Below are 14,002 nucleotides of genomic sequence, written 5' to 3'. Positions count from 1 at the left end.
CACGCTCGCGTCGCGGACCAGATTGTACCAGGGCCCCGGCTCACCCGCTGAACGCCCTCGCGCCGCGCCGCAGCCGCTATCGTCGCGCCGCCTCACCTCGGCCGGGCGCTCGACCGGCGCCCACGAGTCGTCCCCGCCGGCCGAGTCGCTATCTCCGCGCGCGGCCCGCTGGGTCCGCGACCGAGCGCCTCCCCGGCCCGTACGCCCGCCACACCCCCTGCGCCAGCGCGTTCACGGGTCGCCCCCCGGTGAACGCCGCCGCCACCGCGTACAGCGTCCGCAGGCCTATGCTCTCGCCGCCGACGAGGTAGATCGGCTCCCAGCGGGGCGGCCAGAACTTCTCCTTGAAGGCCTCCAGGCCCGCGAAGTCGTAGAAGCGCCTCCCGTGCGCGTAGCCCCACGCGAACGCGAGCCTCAGCCAGGCCGGGCTCTCGCGGCGAGGCTCCTCGACGGGGCGGTGCATGCGCGAGAGTGGGCAGAGGCCGAGCGTGAGCCGGCTCGCGCCCAGGTCGGCTAGGTCGGTGGCGGCGCTGTCTATGAGGAGCTCGGCCGTGCCGTTCGGCGCCGCCGGGTCGCGCACGACCTGCTCGATGAGCCAGCCGTTGCGCATGGGGATCGGGGAGGCGACGAGGTAGCCGACGGCGTCGCCACCGCGGGAAGCAACGTACAGGCGCCGGTCCAGCGTGAGGGGCCCGTTCGGGTCCGCGTCGTCCGGTAGGAGCTCGGTGCCGGTGAGGAACCCCAACGGCGGCAGGCCGTGCGCCGTCGCCCAGCGCGTGCGCAGGCCCCTGAGCTCGGCCGCTCCCGGCTGACCCCTGACTAGGCGGGGCGTGGGCCAGCGCTCGACCGCCACCCCCTTGTTGCGCGCCCGGTTGAACTGGGCGCGTAGCGACGCGTGGGAGTCGACGGTCTCGCGCCACGTCGCGGCGTCCCACACGGGCTGCGCGCCGATGAGCGCGACCTCCGAGCGCCGCCTCACGAGCTCGAGCCAGCGCGGCTCGACGGAGAAGTAGCACGTGCGCAGGCCGCGCGCCCGACCGTCGTCCTCGAACGCCCTGGCGATCTCGGCGAGGCGGTCGTAGTGGCAGACGGGCGCGCCGGCCACCACCCTCACGCCCGCGTGCTGCACGTAGCCGACCAGCGCGTCGCCCGCGGGCGTGAACCAGTGCAGGATGTCGGGGTTGAGGACCTGGTAGACCGTCGTGTTCCAGCCGTGGCGGAGGACGAGGTCGCGGGCGACCGAGTGATCGGCGCCCCGGCGGGCGGCCGCGGCGCCTCCGATCCACGCGTCAGGGACAGACTGCGCACTCACCGCCGCGCCCGCGGCGGCGCCCTCTGGCGAGCCGCCAGCGATCTGCCCGAACCGGGTCCACACCACGCGTGCATGCTAGCGCCCACCGGGCGGGCGCCGGAGAGCGAACGAGCGTGGGCGGCGGCCAAGCTGCTCTGTGGCCCCCTCCACTCACGTACTCCCCGCCACCCGGCATATAATCCCGAGCGGACGTTGCCCGGCGGTCCTCTTGGTTCCGCCGACTCGCTTGCCGCCAGGCCCGCCGTGGGTGGCGTTCGGGAGCGGGAGCCTACCCCCGCCAGGTGAGGAGCACAGTGTCCAAGGAACCCATCCAGATGACCGCCCGCGGGCTCGAGAAGCTCAAGGAAGAGCTTCGCTACTTGAAGGAAGACAAGCGGCAGGAGCTCGCCGACTACATGGGCGCCGCCCTAGCGGACGGCGACCTGCGCGAGAGCGCCGCTTACGACGAGGCCCGGTTGCTGCAGAGCGCCAACGAGGCCCGCATCGCCGACCTCGAGGAGCTCGTCCACCGCGCCGTGGTCGTCGAGCACGAGGACGGCGGCGAGGCCGTCGCGCGCCTCGGAGCCTCGCTCACCCTGCGGTCGCAGGACGGCGAGAACGTCGTGTTCCACCTCGTCGGCACGCACGAGGCCGACATCCTCGAGGGGCGCGTCAGCGACGAGTCGCCGCTCGGGCGGAGCTTGGTCGGACGCCGCGTCGGCGACGACGTCACGGTGCAGATGCCCGTCGGCGCCGCCGTCTACCGCGTGGTGGCCGTCACCTTCGACTGACGGCTCCAGCGGCCTCGCAGGGAGGCCGGAGCCGACGAAGCTCCGGAGCGCCGCTACCGACTGCCCCGACCCGCCTCGCGCTGTACCCGTCCGGTCGAAGCCGGACGCGCGATCGGCTGTCCGGACGCGAACGCCGTCGAGCCCGCTTCGGTAAGCCTTCGGTTATCGCCGTGGTCACCTTTCTCAGTCGCGCGCGTTGGTAGTCTCGCCGTATGGTGCGCTGGGCAGCGATAGCTTTCGCCGTGGTGGTCGCCGGCCTCGTCGTCCTGGCGCTGTCGCCGCAGGCGCAGCCGACCGTCCCTAGCGCGCTCATCCAGCTGAGCTCGGTCGACCTCACGCTCTTCCCCCAGTCCGACCCCGACGCGGTCTGGTACTTCTCCGCCCCGACCGCCTCTTACGCGCCAGACCGTCAGGAGACGACCCTGGACGAGGTCTCGGACGGCCGCCGCGTGCTCGCTGGGGAGACGGACTTCACCCTCACGGCCGAGAGCGTCACCATCGACCGGGCAGACAACCTGCGCGGCGACCATATGCACGCGCACCTCATAGCCGACGACCTTGACCTCGACATGAGTTCCAAGGGCTCACGCACGGTGTTCATCGACCAACGGGCGGGGCGCTTCGAGGTCCCGCGCGCGGTCATGACCGGCAAGGACCTGGGCGAGAGCGTGTTCGAGGACATGCGCATCAGTTTCGATTTCACGGAGTTCGAGGCGGGCGGCCCCGGAACGGTCGGCTACGCCCAGTTCATAGTCGACTCGCCCGGGAGGAACCAGTGATCAGCCGTCACAAACGTACCGCGCTCCTACTCGCGGCCCTAGCGGCCGGCCTCGCCGTCCAGGCCTTGGCGCAAGACGGCGCCCAGGAGGCCGCGAGCAAGCGCATCATCACCATCGACGGCTCCGGCGGCACGCAGAGCGGGAACCTGCGCTCCGGCCCGATCGTCTACGAGCACCCCGAACCCTTCGGCATCACGGCCACGGTCTCGACCCTGAGCATCTTCGGTCACCACGCGGTGCTGAGCGCGCCGGAGGGCGAGTCCATCACCCGCGGGGGAGAGCGCGTCGCGGCCTTCACGGACGGCGTGCGCGTCGAGCGCGGCCGCCTAACGGCCACCGGACCGGGCCTCGAGTACAGCGAGGCGACGGGCCTCGGCGTCCTCGCCGGGCGCGCCGAAGTGATCCTGGCGCCGGAGGCCGATGGCGACGACGAGGTGCGGATAGAGGCCGACAGCGTCGCGTTCGACGTCGACACCGACCGCTCCACGAGCAGCGGCAACGTCGCGCTCCGGAACGGCAAGCAGTCGGCCGAGGCGAGCGAGCTCATCTACGAGGAAGGGCGCGAGCTTGGCGTACTCACGAGCGCCGGGGCGCAAGCGAGCATCACCCGCCTCGACGACGACGGCGGGACGACCGTGATCACGGCCGACGAGATCCGCGTGCTGACGGGCTCCAAGCTCCTCTACGCGCGCGGCGACGTGACGGTGGTCGACGGCGCCATCACGAGCACGGGCAACGAGGTCTTCTTCGACGACAACTCGGGAATCGCCGAGGTCATCGGCACCCCGGACGCGCCGGCGCGGGCGCTCGACGCCGACTCCGGCACCACGCTCGTCACGGACCGCATCCAACAGGACGTCGAGTACGACTTCTTCGAGGCCATCGACGCCTCGGTGCCGAGCGTCTACGACGCCGCCACCTTCGCCCTGACAGAGCGCCCGCTCGCACCGGACGGCGGTGAAGGGCCAGCGGGCACGGAGTGAACCGCTGGGCGCGAGGGCCGCGCGCGTCGGCGGTGCCGCACGTTGCGCCGGGGCGGCACCGGGATTCCCGGCGCAACGTGCGGCGCCGGCACCGGCCGCCGCCTTCGCGCCGAGCGCCGCTCCTCGCGCTGCTGGCAACGCTCGCGGTGGCCGGCACGGTGTTGGCCCAGACGAGCACGACCTTCAGCGTCAAGCGCGACGACGCCGAGCTCGTGGTGACCAACCGGGGGCTGGCGGCGGACGGCGCGCGCACCATCGGCAACAACCGCAACTGCTCGGAAGGGGAGCGCACGACCATCGTGTACGCGCCGGCGCCGGGCACGGTGGAGACGCGCGTCGAGGACGCGGTCCTCACGTCCAGGCTCGCCGTCATCACGACGCCGGACGGCGCCGAGGCCGCGGCGGGGGAGGAGACGTTGGAGCTGACGGGCGACGACGTGACGTTCTCTCGGCCGGGCTGTATCGATGCGCGCTCCCCCGCCGAAGGACCGACCGTACGCCTCTTGCAGGGCAAGACGAACGTGACGGGCACGCGTTTCTTCCTCGACCGCGAGACGGACACGGGGGAGATGAGCGGCCCGATCGCACTCGAGCGTGACGCCGGCGAGGGTAAGGAGCCGCTACACGCCACCGCGGACGCCATGGAGTTCGCGGTCGGCGCCCAGCGTGCCACGCTGACGGGCAACGTGAGCGTCGTCAGCGAAGACCGCACGACCACCGGCGAGCGGCTCGAGCTCGACGAGGAGGCCGGCACGGCCATCCTCACCGGCAACCCGGCCCGCAGCGTGAAGGGCGAGGACGTCCTGAGCGGGAACCGCCTGCTCTACTACCTGGACAGCAACGACGTCGTGGTGCTGGGCAACGTCAGCGGCGAGCTGGACGTGGACCTGGAATGACGCCCGCCGAACGCTGCTAGGCCCCTCGTGGGCGCAGCGCTCGTCAGCCGGAACCGAACCGACGCCCGCCCGCGCATGGCTCGCCTGACGAGCGAACCGTCAAGGTCCGGCGCTGGGACCCGACGCCCGCGCGTGGCTCGCCTCGCCTGCGACAGAGCGCCGGCGAGGCGAGCGCGTGGCTAGCTCTCGACGAGCTTGGGGAGCGTGACGGTGAGGACGCCGCCAGCCAAGTGCGCGGTGGCGAGGTCCTTGCTCACGGGGCTCGGCAGCGCGAAGGAGCGCTGGAAAGGCCCGACGCCGCGCTCCGAGAAGAGCATGCGGCCGTCGAAGAGCGGCGGCTCGCGCAGCCCCGCCACCAGGAGCTCACCGTCCTCCACCGCGATCTCGAGGTCGGCCTGGTCGATGCCCGGCACCTCGAGGTGGAGTTGGAAAGCATCGCCGCGGTCCAGGAAGTCCGCCTTCGGCAGGTTGGCCTGCTTCGCGTTCGCCTGTTCTACGAGGGCCTCGATGTGGTCCCTGACCGCGAGCAGCTCCTGGACGTCTCCGGCCGTACCGAACTTCTCGATGCTCATGGCGCGAGTCTAGCACCGGACTTTGAGCCGCTTGTTAGCGTTGGGGCATGGGTCCCGACGTCCATGCGGTCACAACAGACGTGCCGCGCCCCGTCATCCCGGTGCTCGCCGGTCCGACGGCCTCGGGCAAGAGCGCGTCCGCCATGCGCCTGGCTCTCGCACTGGCCGGCACGCCGCACGCCGCCCAGGTGGTCGCGCCTGGGGCGGCCGCGTCTGGCGCCGGCGGGCGCGTCGAGATCGTCTCGGCGGACGCCATGCAGGTCTACCGGGGCATGGACGTAGGCACCGCCAAGCCGACGGCGGAGGAGCGGGCGGCGGTGAGGCACCACCTGCTCGACGTCGTCGACCCGTCCGAGCCGTTCTCCGTGGCGCAGTACGTGCGCCTGGCGGAGGCGGCGATCCAGACGGTCCTGGCGCGCGGCGGCGTCCCGCTCGTGACCGGCGGCACGGGCTTCTACCTCAGGGCCTTGCGGGACGGCCTCCCGACGGTGCCCCCCGCCGACCAGGCGGCGCAGGCCCCCTTGTGGGAGGCCGTGACGGCGGGCCGACTCGGCGAGCTCGAGGCGGAGCTGCGGGCGGCGGCCCCGGCCGACGCGGCGCGCGCGGCCGGGAACCCCCGCCGGATCGTGCGCAGCCTGGAGGTGCTCCGCGCCACCGGCAGGCCCCCGAGCGCGTTCCCCCGACTTCAGCCCAGGTACTCGTACTCCACGGCCCAGCTGTTACCGACCGTTGCCGAGCTGCGCCCGCGCATCGCCCTGCGCACGGCGGCCATGTTCGAAGGCGGTCTGGTGGCGGAGGTGGCCGAGCTGTTGCGCCTATACCCCGAGCAGCCGACCGCCCTCCAGGCGATCGGCTACAAGGAGGTGGCGAGCCACTTGCGGGGGGAGTCGAGCGAGGCCGAGGCCAGAGAGGCGGTCGAGCTGGGAACCGTCCGCTACGCCAAGCGCCAGCTCACGTGGTTCCGCTCTCCCGTCGAGGCGCCGGCCCTGCGCATCGCGGCTACGGGGGAAGGCGCCTTCGGGCGCCTGCGAGAGTGGTTGCTCGGGGTCATCGAAAGGCTGTAGGCGTGGTGACGGCCGGCACGGCTCGGTCGACGCACAGCCGACCAGCCGGGTGACGGGTATCGCCGCCTCCGACCGTCGGGTACGTCCGGTAGCCACGCAACCGACCGGCCTCATGGGTCGACGAACGCGAAACCACGTGCGCCGGCTGCCGGCGCACGGCGGAAGCGGCGGCCGGATTGGGGCCGGGCCTCAGGCGCTCGCCTGCGACCCCCGCCCGTCGCCCTTGCTCGCCTGGCCTTCCTCGCGTCCGCCTTGGACGCCTCTACCGCCGGGAGTATCGGAGGCGTCGACCTGGTCGTCCGCGCGCGCCTTGCCGTGCCCCCGCCGCTTGCCCTTGCCTTTGCCTGCGAAGAAGTCGCGCACCTTGCCTGCGACCGTCTCCTGCTCCTCGACCGTCTCGTCGACCGCTCCGGCATAGGCGGCGAGGTGCTCGCGCGCTTCCGCGGTGAGCTTGGTGGGGACGACTACCTTGACCTCGACGACCTGGTCGCCGTTGCCGGTCTGCCTGAGGCGCGGCATCCCCTTGCCGCGCAACCGGAACGCGCTGCCCGGCTGGGTGCCGGCCGGGACCGTGAGGCGCTCCCGGCCTTCGAGGGTCGGCACGTCGAACGTGGCGCCGAGCGCGGCCTGCGCCATGCCCACCTCGAGGGTGTAGTGGAGGTCGTCGCCGGCCCGCTCGAGGAAGGGGTGTTGCCGCATCTCGATGTACAGGTAGAGGTCGCCCGACTGGCCGCCGTCCACGCCGACGTTCCCTTCGCGTGGAACGCGCAGGCGGTAACCGCCGTCGATGCCCTTGGGAAGGGTGACGCCGACCGTGTCCTTGCCCCGTTCGCGGCCGCGACCGTTGCAGACCTTGCAGGGCGTCGGGATGACGTGACCGTCGCCGTGGCAGTCAGGGCACGTGCGCGCCGTGATGACGGCGCCGAAGATCGACTGCGCCTGCACGCGGACCTGACCGGCTCCGCCGCAACGCTGGCAGGTCGACTTGCCGGCGGAGCCCGGCTCGGCCCGCTCCCCGTGGCAGTGGTGGCAGGCGCGGAGCCGCTCCACCTCGACCTCGACGGTCGCCCCTTCGCGCGCCTGCTCGAGGGTTATGCGGAGCTGCGCCTCCAGGTCCTCGCCCGGTTGGCCGCCGGCCCTGCCGCGTCCGCCGGACATGTTGGCCACGTTGGTGCCGAACACGGAAGCGAAGATGTCGAAGATGTCGCCGCCGAAGACCGCGTTGTCGTCGACGGTGCCGTAGCGATCGTAGCGTGAGCGCCGCGCCTCGTCCGAGAGCACGGCGTACGCCTCGTTGATCGCCTTGAACTTCTCCTCGACTTCCTTGTCGCCCGGGTTGCGATCCGGGTGGTAGCTCATGGCGAGCCTGCGGTACGAGGCTTTGATGGTCTTGCTGTCTGCGTCCCGCGAGACTTCCAGGACGGCGTAGTAGTCGGTCATGCGGCCGCCAGTATACCGGAGGTCGCTAAGACTTCTTGAGTGTCGCGATGCGAAGTAGTGAACCCGACGCCCCGCCCGGAACAACGAGTCCGAGCGGGGTCTGCGCGGTCCCGCTTCGGCCTAGCCCTTGCGCGCCAAGGCGTTGAGCCTCCTAGCCGCCTCCTCGGCGTCGATGTCCCCGGCCTCGAGCCGGTCGAGGATGCCGGTGCGCTCCTCGAGGATGTCGTCGGCGACCTCGTAATCGAGCGCCAAGAGGAGCTTCTCGAAGCGGAGCCGCACCGTCGGGTAGCTCAAGCCCAGCACCCGTTCGACCTCCTTGAGGTTCCCCCGCACCTTGACGAAGATGCGCAAGAACTCGAGGTGGTCGGCCGGAAGCAGCGCGAACTCGTTGGGGGTGAAGCGCCCTTCGATGACGACGCCGCTGGCGTCGCATTCCAGGCGCGTCACGAGGAGGGGCTCGCCCGTCACCGGGCAAGCGGTCGGCATGGGGAGGATCTTCATCCGCTGTTACTCCTGTTCGGTCAGTGGGCTGGGGCCGGGGTGCCGCTCCAGCGGCCCGCCGGGGTCAGTGCGCGGCCCGATCCGCTTGCGGGGCCCGCAGGGTCGTTCCGGTCGCGGGCGGTGGCTGCGGCGCCAGTCCCCGGCTAGGCCGCAACCGTGGCGGGGTCCGAGGCCGTACGCGCACAGCCTCACACGACCTCGACGATCACCGCGATCTTCGCGTCGCCGGAGTCGTCTTCCGCTTCGATGTCCACCAGGCGCCCCTGAGGCAGGTCGTCACCGAGGTTCTGCAGCAACTGCGCCAGGTCGATGCCCTGGTCGCTCAGCTCCTCCGTCGTGTCACGCGGGATGAACCGCATGGCGTACTTGGCGAGGGCGAGCGGCACGTTCACGCGGACCTTGCCGCCGTTGCCGGTGTGGGGGGCGTCGACGAGGATGCGGAGCATGCGGGCGCCGCCGCGCTGGGGCGCCGGTGGGGGCGTAGGCACGGGCGGCGGGGAGGGCAGCCTCGGCCCCTGGGTAGAGACGGCCTTCAGGAGCTCGGCTGCGGCGTCCGCGGTGATGTGGCCGGCCGCCAGCATGTCGAGGATGCGCTTGCGGGTGTCGGAGTCAGCCACGGTCGTCCGTTCCGGTCTTGAGCTTGATGGTGCCGGCCGTGACCTTGAGGTCGAGCCTGGCGACCCCGGTGCCGAGGGTGCCGGTCACCGTCCCGCTCATCAGCCTGCGGCCAGTGGTGAACTCGGGCCCGGCCTTCACCTCGCCTATCGAGACGTCGCCGTTGACCGTGACGTCCGAGCCGGGCAGGAGCACGACCTCGAGCTCCCCCGCGGTGTTTATGATCCGGTGCCGACCGCTGCTCGCCCGCAGGCTCACCGACACATCGCCGGCCAGGCTCGAGAGGTCGATCCCCTCCAGCCCGTAGGCGTCTAGGTCCCCGGCCGAGAGGCTCCCGCGAAGGTAAGGCACCCCGTGGAGGTCGACGTCTCCCGTCGTCATGACCAGGTCGATGCCGAAACCCGCAGGCAGGGTGAGCTCCACGTCCCCGGGCCGGCCCCTGCCGGCCAGCAGCCCCGCGAGCGGGCCCTCGAGGTTGCGCAGGAAGAACCCCTCGCCCTTCCCGCCCAGCGCGACGCGGTAGCCGTAGGCGGTCGCCTCCAACGTGGCCTCGCCAGAGTCCGACGTGACCTTCGGCTCGCTGAGGCTCGGGTCGACGTGCACGTCGAGGTCGCCGGCTACGACGTCCACGCGCACCCATCTCGTACCAGCCGGGGCGGAGGCCTCGGCAGCCTGGTCGTCGGTCTTCGGCGCGCGGCCCTGCGTCTGCCGGCCGTCGCCTCGTGCACCTTCGTTGGCACCCGGCCGCCCAGGTTCCGCCGGCACGGTCGGCCTCGGCGCGTCGGCGCCCAGCGCTGGTCGTGATGCGGGCGGCATGGCCGCAGTTGGCGGGGTCGCCGGCTGAGCGGGCGGCGATGGTGTCGTCACAGGGACCGTCGGCAGGGGCGCAGGCGGCACGAGGGCGGGGGCCTGGTCGCCGTTCGGAGGCGAGGTCACGAGTCGTGCGTCCAGACCTTCGCCGCCTTCCGACGCAGCGTGCGCCGCCTCCAGTTCGTCGGCCTCTTGGACGGAGCGCAGCACCGCCTTGAGGCGCTCGCCCTCCTCCGCGGTTATGAGGCCTTCCGCGACCATCTGCTCGACTCGGGCTATCTCGTCCATCTGTGCTCCTGTCTCTCTTGCTTCGCTTTCGTGGGGTTCTGCGGTGGCCCGGGCACGTTATCGAGGGTCCTGACATCCTCCGGGCCGCCGAGGGTCCACCGCCTTGCGCTTACCGCTGGTCCGGCATCCGTGCTTCGTACCCTTCCGCCGGCCCGGCATCCGTGCTTCGTAACCCGCCGCCGGCACGGCATCCGCACCTCGCACCTCTCCGCCGGCCCAGTATCCGTACTTCGCACCCCGCCTGCCCGGCGTCAGACTTCTCGGTAGATTCGACGCTTTCGACGTAGCCCAGGCCCTAGTGCTCCGGACGGAGCGCCGCCTCAGCGCAGATTGGGCATCACTTCGCGCAGGTCGTCGAACTTGCCGGCGTCCGTTAGCGCTGCACGCCCGCCTTGGCCCTTCGGGTCCAAGCGACGGCTCACGGCGTCCAGCCGGGTCGCCGAAGCGTGGAGCCACTTGGCGCAGCGCGCACGCAGGCGCGCGCTCGGGCTGGGCGCGTTGGCCGCACGGACGAGGCGGTCGTTCGCGGCCTCGTTCCGCAGTTGTGAAACACGGTCAAGGGTGTGACGCTGATCGAGGTACGCGTTCATCATCTCGCCTCCTTGGCAAGATGATAGTCGCTAGTTTACAGATTGTCAAGTGGAGCTTTATAGATTGATAGATGCCATTTCGCATCAGCCATCGATGGGGTCGAAGACGTATGCGCCGGCCGCGAAGTCGACGGCTACGTAGCCGGCTGCCAGCAGGGGCATCATGGTCCGGACGAACGCGTCCTGCCAGCGCCCGGCACGCTCTGGCGCGGCTAAGCCGCCGGCCTCCGGCGGGGCGGCCACCATCACCCTGGCACCGGTCTCTACGGTTCGGGCGAGTAGGCCCTCGGAGAGCTCGACCACGGGTTCGGCGTCGCCATCGCTGGAAGCGGCTCGGACGGCCCAGGTCGCCAGGCGCTCCCGGACCGGAAGCGCGGACCGAGCACCTACTGCCGGTCCGTGTAGGGGTCCGCCACCCTCGGCGCGGGCCGTCACTCTCTGTCCGGTGAGCATCCAGAGCGCGAGGAGGCGATCGCTCCTTCCACCGCCAAGGGGTCCACCCATAGGACCGTAGAAGTCCACAAGATAGTCGACGCCGACCGCTCCGAGGTGACGAAGGTTCAAGTTCGCGTTACGCGCCTGCAGCGGATCGAACGTCCAGGTCATCCATTCGATGCCCCGCTCCAGGCACCAGGCACGCTGCTGCCACTTGAGCGCTCTACCGACCCCACGACCGCGCGCGCCCGGCCTGACCGCCGCCATGTGCGAGTGAAGACCTGGCCCTACCATCAGGCGGCCGTGGGGCGAGGCGAGGAAACCGTAGGAGAAGCCGACGAGCGCATCTTCGAGGAAGGCGCCGCCGAGTTGCCCCCCGGCGTGAAGCGCCGCTCGGAGCTGCGAGTTGGGCACGACCTCCAAGTCGTCCAGCCCCCAGACTTCCCGCTGGATGCGCTCGACCTCATGGAGATCGGCGTGACTGGTCAACTCCCGCAAGACCAGCTCAGGCGGTGACCCGCCGGTGGCCAGTTCACGGGCGGCTCCGTCGTCGTCGCTGGACCCGAGGTCTGGCATGGCAGTCTGTAACGGGTCAGTCTTCGGAAGCGCCACCCGCTTGGCCCATCGGCGGCTTGCCGGTGAGGCTGAAGCGGGGTTCGTCTACGGTCCAGCCCGTCTCGCGCTCGACGTACTCCTTGAGGAAGCGTCCGAGCGGGACGCCGTTCACGAGCGGAGCCGGCACGTCTCGCACCTCACCCGTATCGGCGCAGACGACGTGGTAGTGCGGTGTGACGTTGCTGTCGTAGAGGGCTTGTCCGGTAGCTCCCCTGAACTCCCGCACGAGCCCGGCACCGGCTAGGGCCGAGAGGTTCAGGTACACGGTCGAGAGGCTCAGCTCCTCGCCGCGCTTCTTCAGGTCGAGATAGAGGCTCTCCGCGCTCACGTGCCGGTCCTTCTCGAGCAGGTAGGTGAGGATGATCTCCCGCGGCCGGCTGTAACGCATGCCGTGGTCCTTCAGCACCTCACGCGCACCATCGACCATCGGCTGGTGGTCGGCGTGCTCGTGGTGACCCGCGGGCCGCACCGCACTTAGTTCATCGCCCTCGTGGCGCATCTGGCTACATAGCCTCTCTGACGGGCCGATCAGGCCCGCTCGGTTGCCGTCAAGGATAGCATGTCGGAACGACTCCGACTTGCCGGGGGGTTTCTCGACCTTCACGGTCCAAGAATAACCCGGCGGGGTGCCTGTCGCCACCGGGGCTCACCTGGTTGAGTTGCGCGTCTCTAGAGCAGGTCCTCCACGGCGGCGCGCTCTTCCAGCAACTCGCGCTCGGTCGCTTCCATCTTGCTCCGCACCGCTGGGCTTACGGAAAGACCGGCCACCAGGGTCACCCTGCCGTCTCGCACGGTCACCGGGTAGGAGTACACGATGTCCTTGGCGACGCCGTAGGCGCCGTCGCTCAAGATCCCCATGCTGACCCAGTCGCCCTCCGGGCTGCCCAAGGCCCACGTGCGCATGTGGTCGACGGCGGCGTTGGCCGCCGATGCCGCACTGGACGCACCGCGGGCATCGATTATCGCGGCGCCACGCTTCTGGACGGTCGGAACGAACTCCCCCGCGACCCAAGCGTCGTCCACGAGGTCGGCGGCCGGCTTGCCACCGACCGTCGCATGGGTGACGTCCGGCACCTGCGTGCTGGAGTGGTTGCCCCAGATGATCATCTTCCGTACGTCCGAGACTTGCGCGCCCGTACGCGCCGCGAGCTGGCTGAGCGCCCGGTTGTGGTCGAGGCGGGTCATGGCGGAGAACTGTTCAGGGGCCAAGTCGGGGGCGTTCTTCAAGGCGATGAGGCAGTTCGTGTTGGCGGGGTTGCCGACCACTAGGACCTTGACGCCGCGCGCGGCATGCTCGTTGAGGGCCTTGCCTTGCACGGTGAAGATAGCGCCGTTGGCTTGCAACAGATCCTTACGTTCCATGCCGGGGCCACGGGGCCGGGAGCCGACCAGCAGGGCGTAGTCGGCGTCCTTGAACGCCACGTTGGGGTCGTCCGTCGCTACGATGCCGTGCAACAGCGGGAAGGCGCAGTCGTCGAGCTCCATGACTACGCCCGCCAAGGCCTTCAACGCCGGCGTGATCTCGAGGAGTTGCAGTATGACCGGTTGGTCCTTACCCAGCATGTCGCCGGCTGCGATGCGGAACAGCAAGGCGTAACCGATCTGGCCTGCGGCACCTGTGACTGCCACGCGTACGGGTTGCTTCATGTGCTTCACCTCTGTTCGGTCTCGGCCCGACCCCTTGCTCAGGCAGGTTGTCGCGCACGGCTTCGCGTCTCATGTGGGCAGCACTAGCCGCGGCGAGCGCGCCGTGCAGACCGGAACGTCGGCGCCATAGTATCACCGGCCAAAGCAGCCGCCAGCGGCCAGAACGGCGAATCGTGACCAGGGCCTTGGTGACCGGTGACCGGTGACCGGACCCGGCCGCTGGGGGCTTGCCGGGGTCAGGGCCTTGGTGGCTAGAACCCCGCGTGCGGGCCCCTGCGCAGCGGCGTCCCGTGCGCGAGCGGAACCCTAGAACCCCACGAGCAGGACCCTGCGTCTTGTGCGCCCCCGCGCCTGTTCAATCTGGCTAGAACCTCCACGAGCAGGACCCTGCGGACCCGATCTAGATTGCCGCTCGCGCCCCAGCTCCAGAACCCCCATGCGCGGGGCCCGCGGAAGGGAATCCGAAGAGTCGCGCACGCAAACGCCTATAACCCCCGTGCGCGGGGCCCTGCGGTTGCGGCCGGTCCGGCCGGCCGCCGCAGCTCCTTTAACCCCCATGCGCGGAGCCCTGCGACCGGGACTCGGAACGACTGGCGGGTGGCGCCGGTCGCCTCTACTCGAGACGCTCAGGGAACACGGCGGGCCTCGCAGCGGGCCTCGCGACGGCCAGGTACCGCGACCGTGC

General features: G+C 70.8%; 15 protein-coding genes. 5 read left to right on the top strand and 10 right to left on the bottom strand.

Going from position 1 to position 14,002, the window contains the following annotated elements; genetic code table 11:
* Nucleotides 1-148: 148 nt before the first annotated feature.
* A complete protein-coding gene (locus tag M9914_10080; protein MCO5174525.1) occupies nucleotides 149-1,378 on the bottom strand; it encodes a DUF2156 domain-containing protein in 1,230 nt (409 codons plus the stop codon).
* Nucleotides 1,379-1,605: 227 nt separating this feature from the next.
* Between M9914_10080 and M9914_10075 the strand changes: the two genes are divergently transcribed.
* The 4 genes from M9914_10075 (at nucleotide 1,606) to M9914_10060 (ending at nucleotide 4,740) form a co-directional block, all read left to right on the top strand.
* Nucleotides 1,606-2,082, top strand: a complete 477-nt coding sequence (locus M9914_10075) for a transcription elongation factor GreA (protein ID MCO5174524.1) — start codon at nucleotides 1,606-1,608, stop codon at nucleotides 2,080-2,082.
* Between the two features lie 212 nt (nucleotides 2,083-2,294).
* A complete protein-coding gene (locus M9914_10070) occupies nucleotides 2,295-2,861 on the top strand; it encodes a hypothetical protein (protein MCO5174523.1) in 567 nt (188 codons plus the stop codon).
* Nucleotides 2,858-3,844, top strand: coding sequence for a hypothetical protein (locus tag M9914_10065; protein MCO5174522.1), 987 nt, complete (start codon nucleotides 2,858-2,860; stop codon nucleotides 3,842-3,844). The genes M9914_10070 and M9914_10065 overlap by 4 nt, the downstream gene beginning before the upstream one ends.
* A 77-nt stretch (nucleotides 3,845-3,921) precedes the next feature.
* The gene (locus tag M9914_10060) at nucleotides 3,922-4,740 is read left to right on the top strand and encodes a hypothetical protein (protein ID MCO5174521.1); all 819 of its coding nucleotides are present in this window, start codon (nucleotides 3,922-3,924) and stop codon (nucleotides 4,738-4,740) included.
* A gap of 179 nt (nucleotides 4,741-4,919) precedes the next feature.
* On the opposite strand, the gene M9914_10055 is transcribed toward M9914_10060, so the two are convergent.
* The gene (locus M9914_10055; GenBank protein ID MCO5174520.1) at nucleotides 4,920-5,312 is read right to left on the bottom strand and encodes an Hsp20/alpha crystallin family protein; all 393 of its coding nucleotides are present in this window, start codon (nucleotides 5,310-5,312) and stop codon (nucleotides 4,920-4,922) included.
* Nucleotides 5,313-5,359: 47 nt separating this feature from the next.
* Here M9914_10055 and miaA point away from each other — a divergent pair, with 47 nt between their 5' ends.
* Complete coding sequence (gene miaA, locus M9914_10050) at nucleotides 5,360-6,376, top strand: tRNA (adenosine(37)-N6)-dimethylallyltransferase MiaA (GenBank protein ID MCO5174519.1); 1,017 nt, start codon at nucleotides 5,360-5,362, stop codon at nucleotides 6,374-6,376.
* Nucleotides 6,377-6,565: 189 nt separating this feature from the next.
* On the opposite strand, the gene dnaJ is transcribed toward miaA, so the two are convergent.
* The 8 genes from dnaJ to M9914_10010 all read right to left on the bottom strand — a co-directional run bounded on the left by dnaJ (nucleotide 6,566) and on the right by M9914_10010 (nucleotide 13,317).
* Nucleotides 6,566-7,816, bottom strand: a complete 1,251-nt coding sequence (gene dnaJ / locus M9914_10045; protein ID MCO5174518.1) for a molecular chaperone DnaJ — start codon at nucleotides 7,814-7,816, stop codon at nucleotides 6,566-6,568.
* A gap of 120 nt (nucleotides 7,817-7,936) precedes the next feature.
* Nucleotides 7,937-8,317 (bottom strand): DUF2089 domain-containing protein, encoded by a 381-nt coding sequence (locus M9914_10040; GenBank protein ID MCO5174517.1) that lies wholly within the window; start codon nucleotides 8,315-8,317, stop codon nucleotides 7,937-7,939.
* A gap of 188 nt (nucleotides 8,318-8,505) precedes the next feature.
* On the bottom strand, nucleotides 8,506-8,934 hold the full coding sequence (locus M9914_10035) for a hypothetical protein (protein ID MCO5174516.1): 429 nt from the start codon (nucleotides 8,932-8,934) through the stop codon (nucleotides 8,506-8,508).
* A complete protein-coding gene (locus M9914_10030; GenBank protein ID MCO5174515.1) occupies nucleotides 8,927-10,030 on the bottom strand; it encodes a hypothetical protein in 1,104 nt (367 codons plus the stop codon). Before M9914_10030 ends, M9914_10035 begins: the two co-directional genes overlap by 8 nt.
* A gap of 320 nt (nucleotides 10,031-10,350) precedes the next feature.
* Nucleotides 10,351-10,620: a hypothetical protein gene (locus tag M9914_10025; GenBank protein MCO5174514.1), complete on the bottom strand. Its 270-nt coding sequence runs from the start codon at nucleotides 10,618-10,620 to the stop codon at nucleotides 10,351-10,353.
* Between the two features lie 84 nt (nucleotides 10,621-10,704).
* On the bottom strand, nucleotides 10,705-11,631 hold the full coding sequence (locus tag M9914_10020) for a GNAT family N-acetyltransferase (protein ID MCO5174513.1): 927 nt from the start codon (nucleotides 11,629-11,631) through the stop codon (nucleotides 10,705-10,707).
* A 16-nt stretch (nucleotides 11,632-11,647) separates the two neighbouring features.
* Nucleotides 11,648-12,139, bottom strand: coding sequence for a transcriptional repressor (locus M9914_10015; protein MCO5174512.1), 492 nt, complete (start codon nucleotides 12,137-12,139; stop codon nucleotides 11,648-11,650).
* Between the two features lie 200 nt (nucleotides 12,140-12,339).
* Nucleotides 12,340-13,317, bottom strand: a complete 978-nt coding sequence (locus tag M9914_10010; GenBank protein ID MCO5174511.1) for a malate dehydrogenase — start codon at nucleotides 13,315-13,317, stop codon at nucleotides 12,340-12,342.
* Nucleotides 13,318-14,002: the final 685 nt, after the last annotated feature.

This window comes from Trueperaceae bacterium (assembly GCA_023954415.1).
Classification (GTDB): Bacteria; Deinococcota; Deinococci; order Deinococcales; family Trueperaceae; genus JAAYYF01.
This window is presented reverse-complemented; position numbering and strand designations above follow the sequence as displayed.

What these genes read in the sequence shown, in the direction of transcription:
- M9914_10070 (MCO5174523.1), top strand. Translation starts at nt 2,295, where the DNA reads ATGGTGCGCTGGGCAGCGATAGCTTTCGCCGTGGTGGTCGCCGGCCTC.
- M9914_10055 (MCO5174520.1), bottom strand. Translation starts at nt 5,312, where the DNA reads ATGAGCATCGAGAAGTTCGGTACGGCCGGAGACGTCCAGGAGCTGCTC.
- miaA (MCO5174519.1), top strand. Translation starts at nt 5,360, where the DNA reads ATGGGTCCCGACGTCCATGCGGTCACAACAGACGTGCCGCGCCCCGTC.
- dnaJ (MCO5174518.1), bottom strand. Translation starts at nt 7,816, where the DNA reads ATGACCGACTACTACGCCGTCCTGGAAGTCTCGCGGGACGCAGACAGC.
- M9914_10040 (MCO5174517.1), bottom strand. Translation starts at nt 8,317, where the DNA reads ATGAAGATCCTCCCCATGCCGACCGCTTGCCCGGTGACGGGCGAGCCC.
- M9914_10030 (MCO5174515.1), bottom strand. Translation starts at nt 10,030, where the DNA reads ATGGACGAGATAGCCCGAGTCGAGCAGATGGTCGCGGAAGGCCTCATA.
- M9914_10025 (MCO5174514.1), bottom strand. Translation starts at nt 10,620, where the DNA reads ATGAACGCGTACCTCGATCAGCGTCACACCCTTGACCGTGTTTCACAA.
- M9914_10020 (MCO5174513.1), bottom strand. Translation starts at nt 11,631, where the DNA reads ATGCCAGACCTCGGGTCCAGCGACGACGACGGAGCCGCCCGTGAACTG.
- M9914_10010 (MCO5174511.1), bottom strand. Translation starts at nt 13,317, where the DNA reads ATGAAGCAACCCGTACGCGTGGCAGTCACAGGTGCCGCAGGCCAGATC.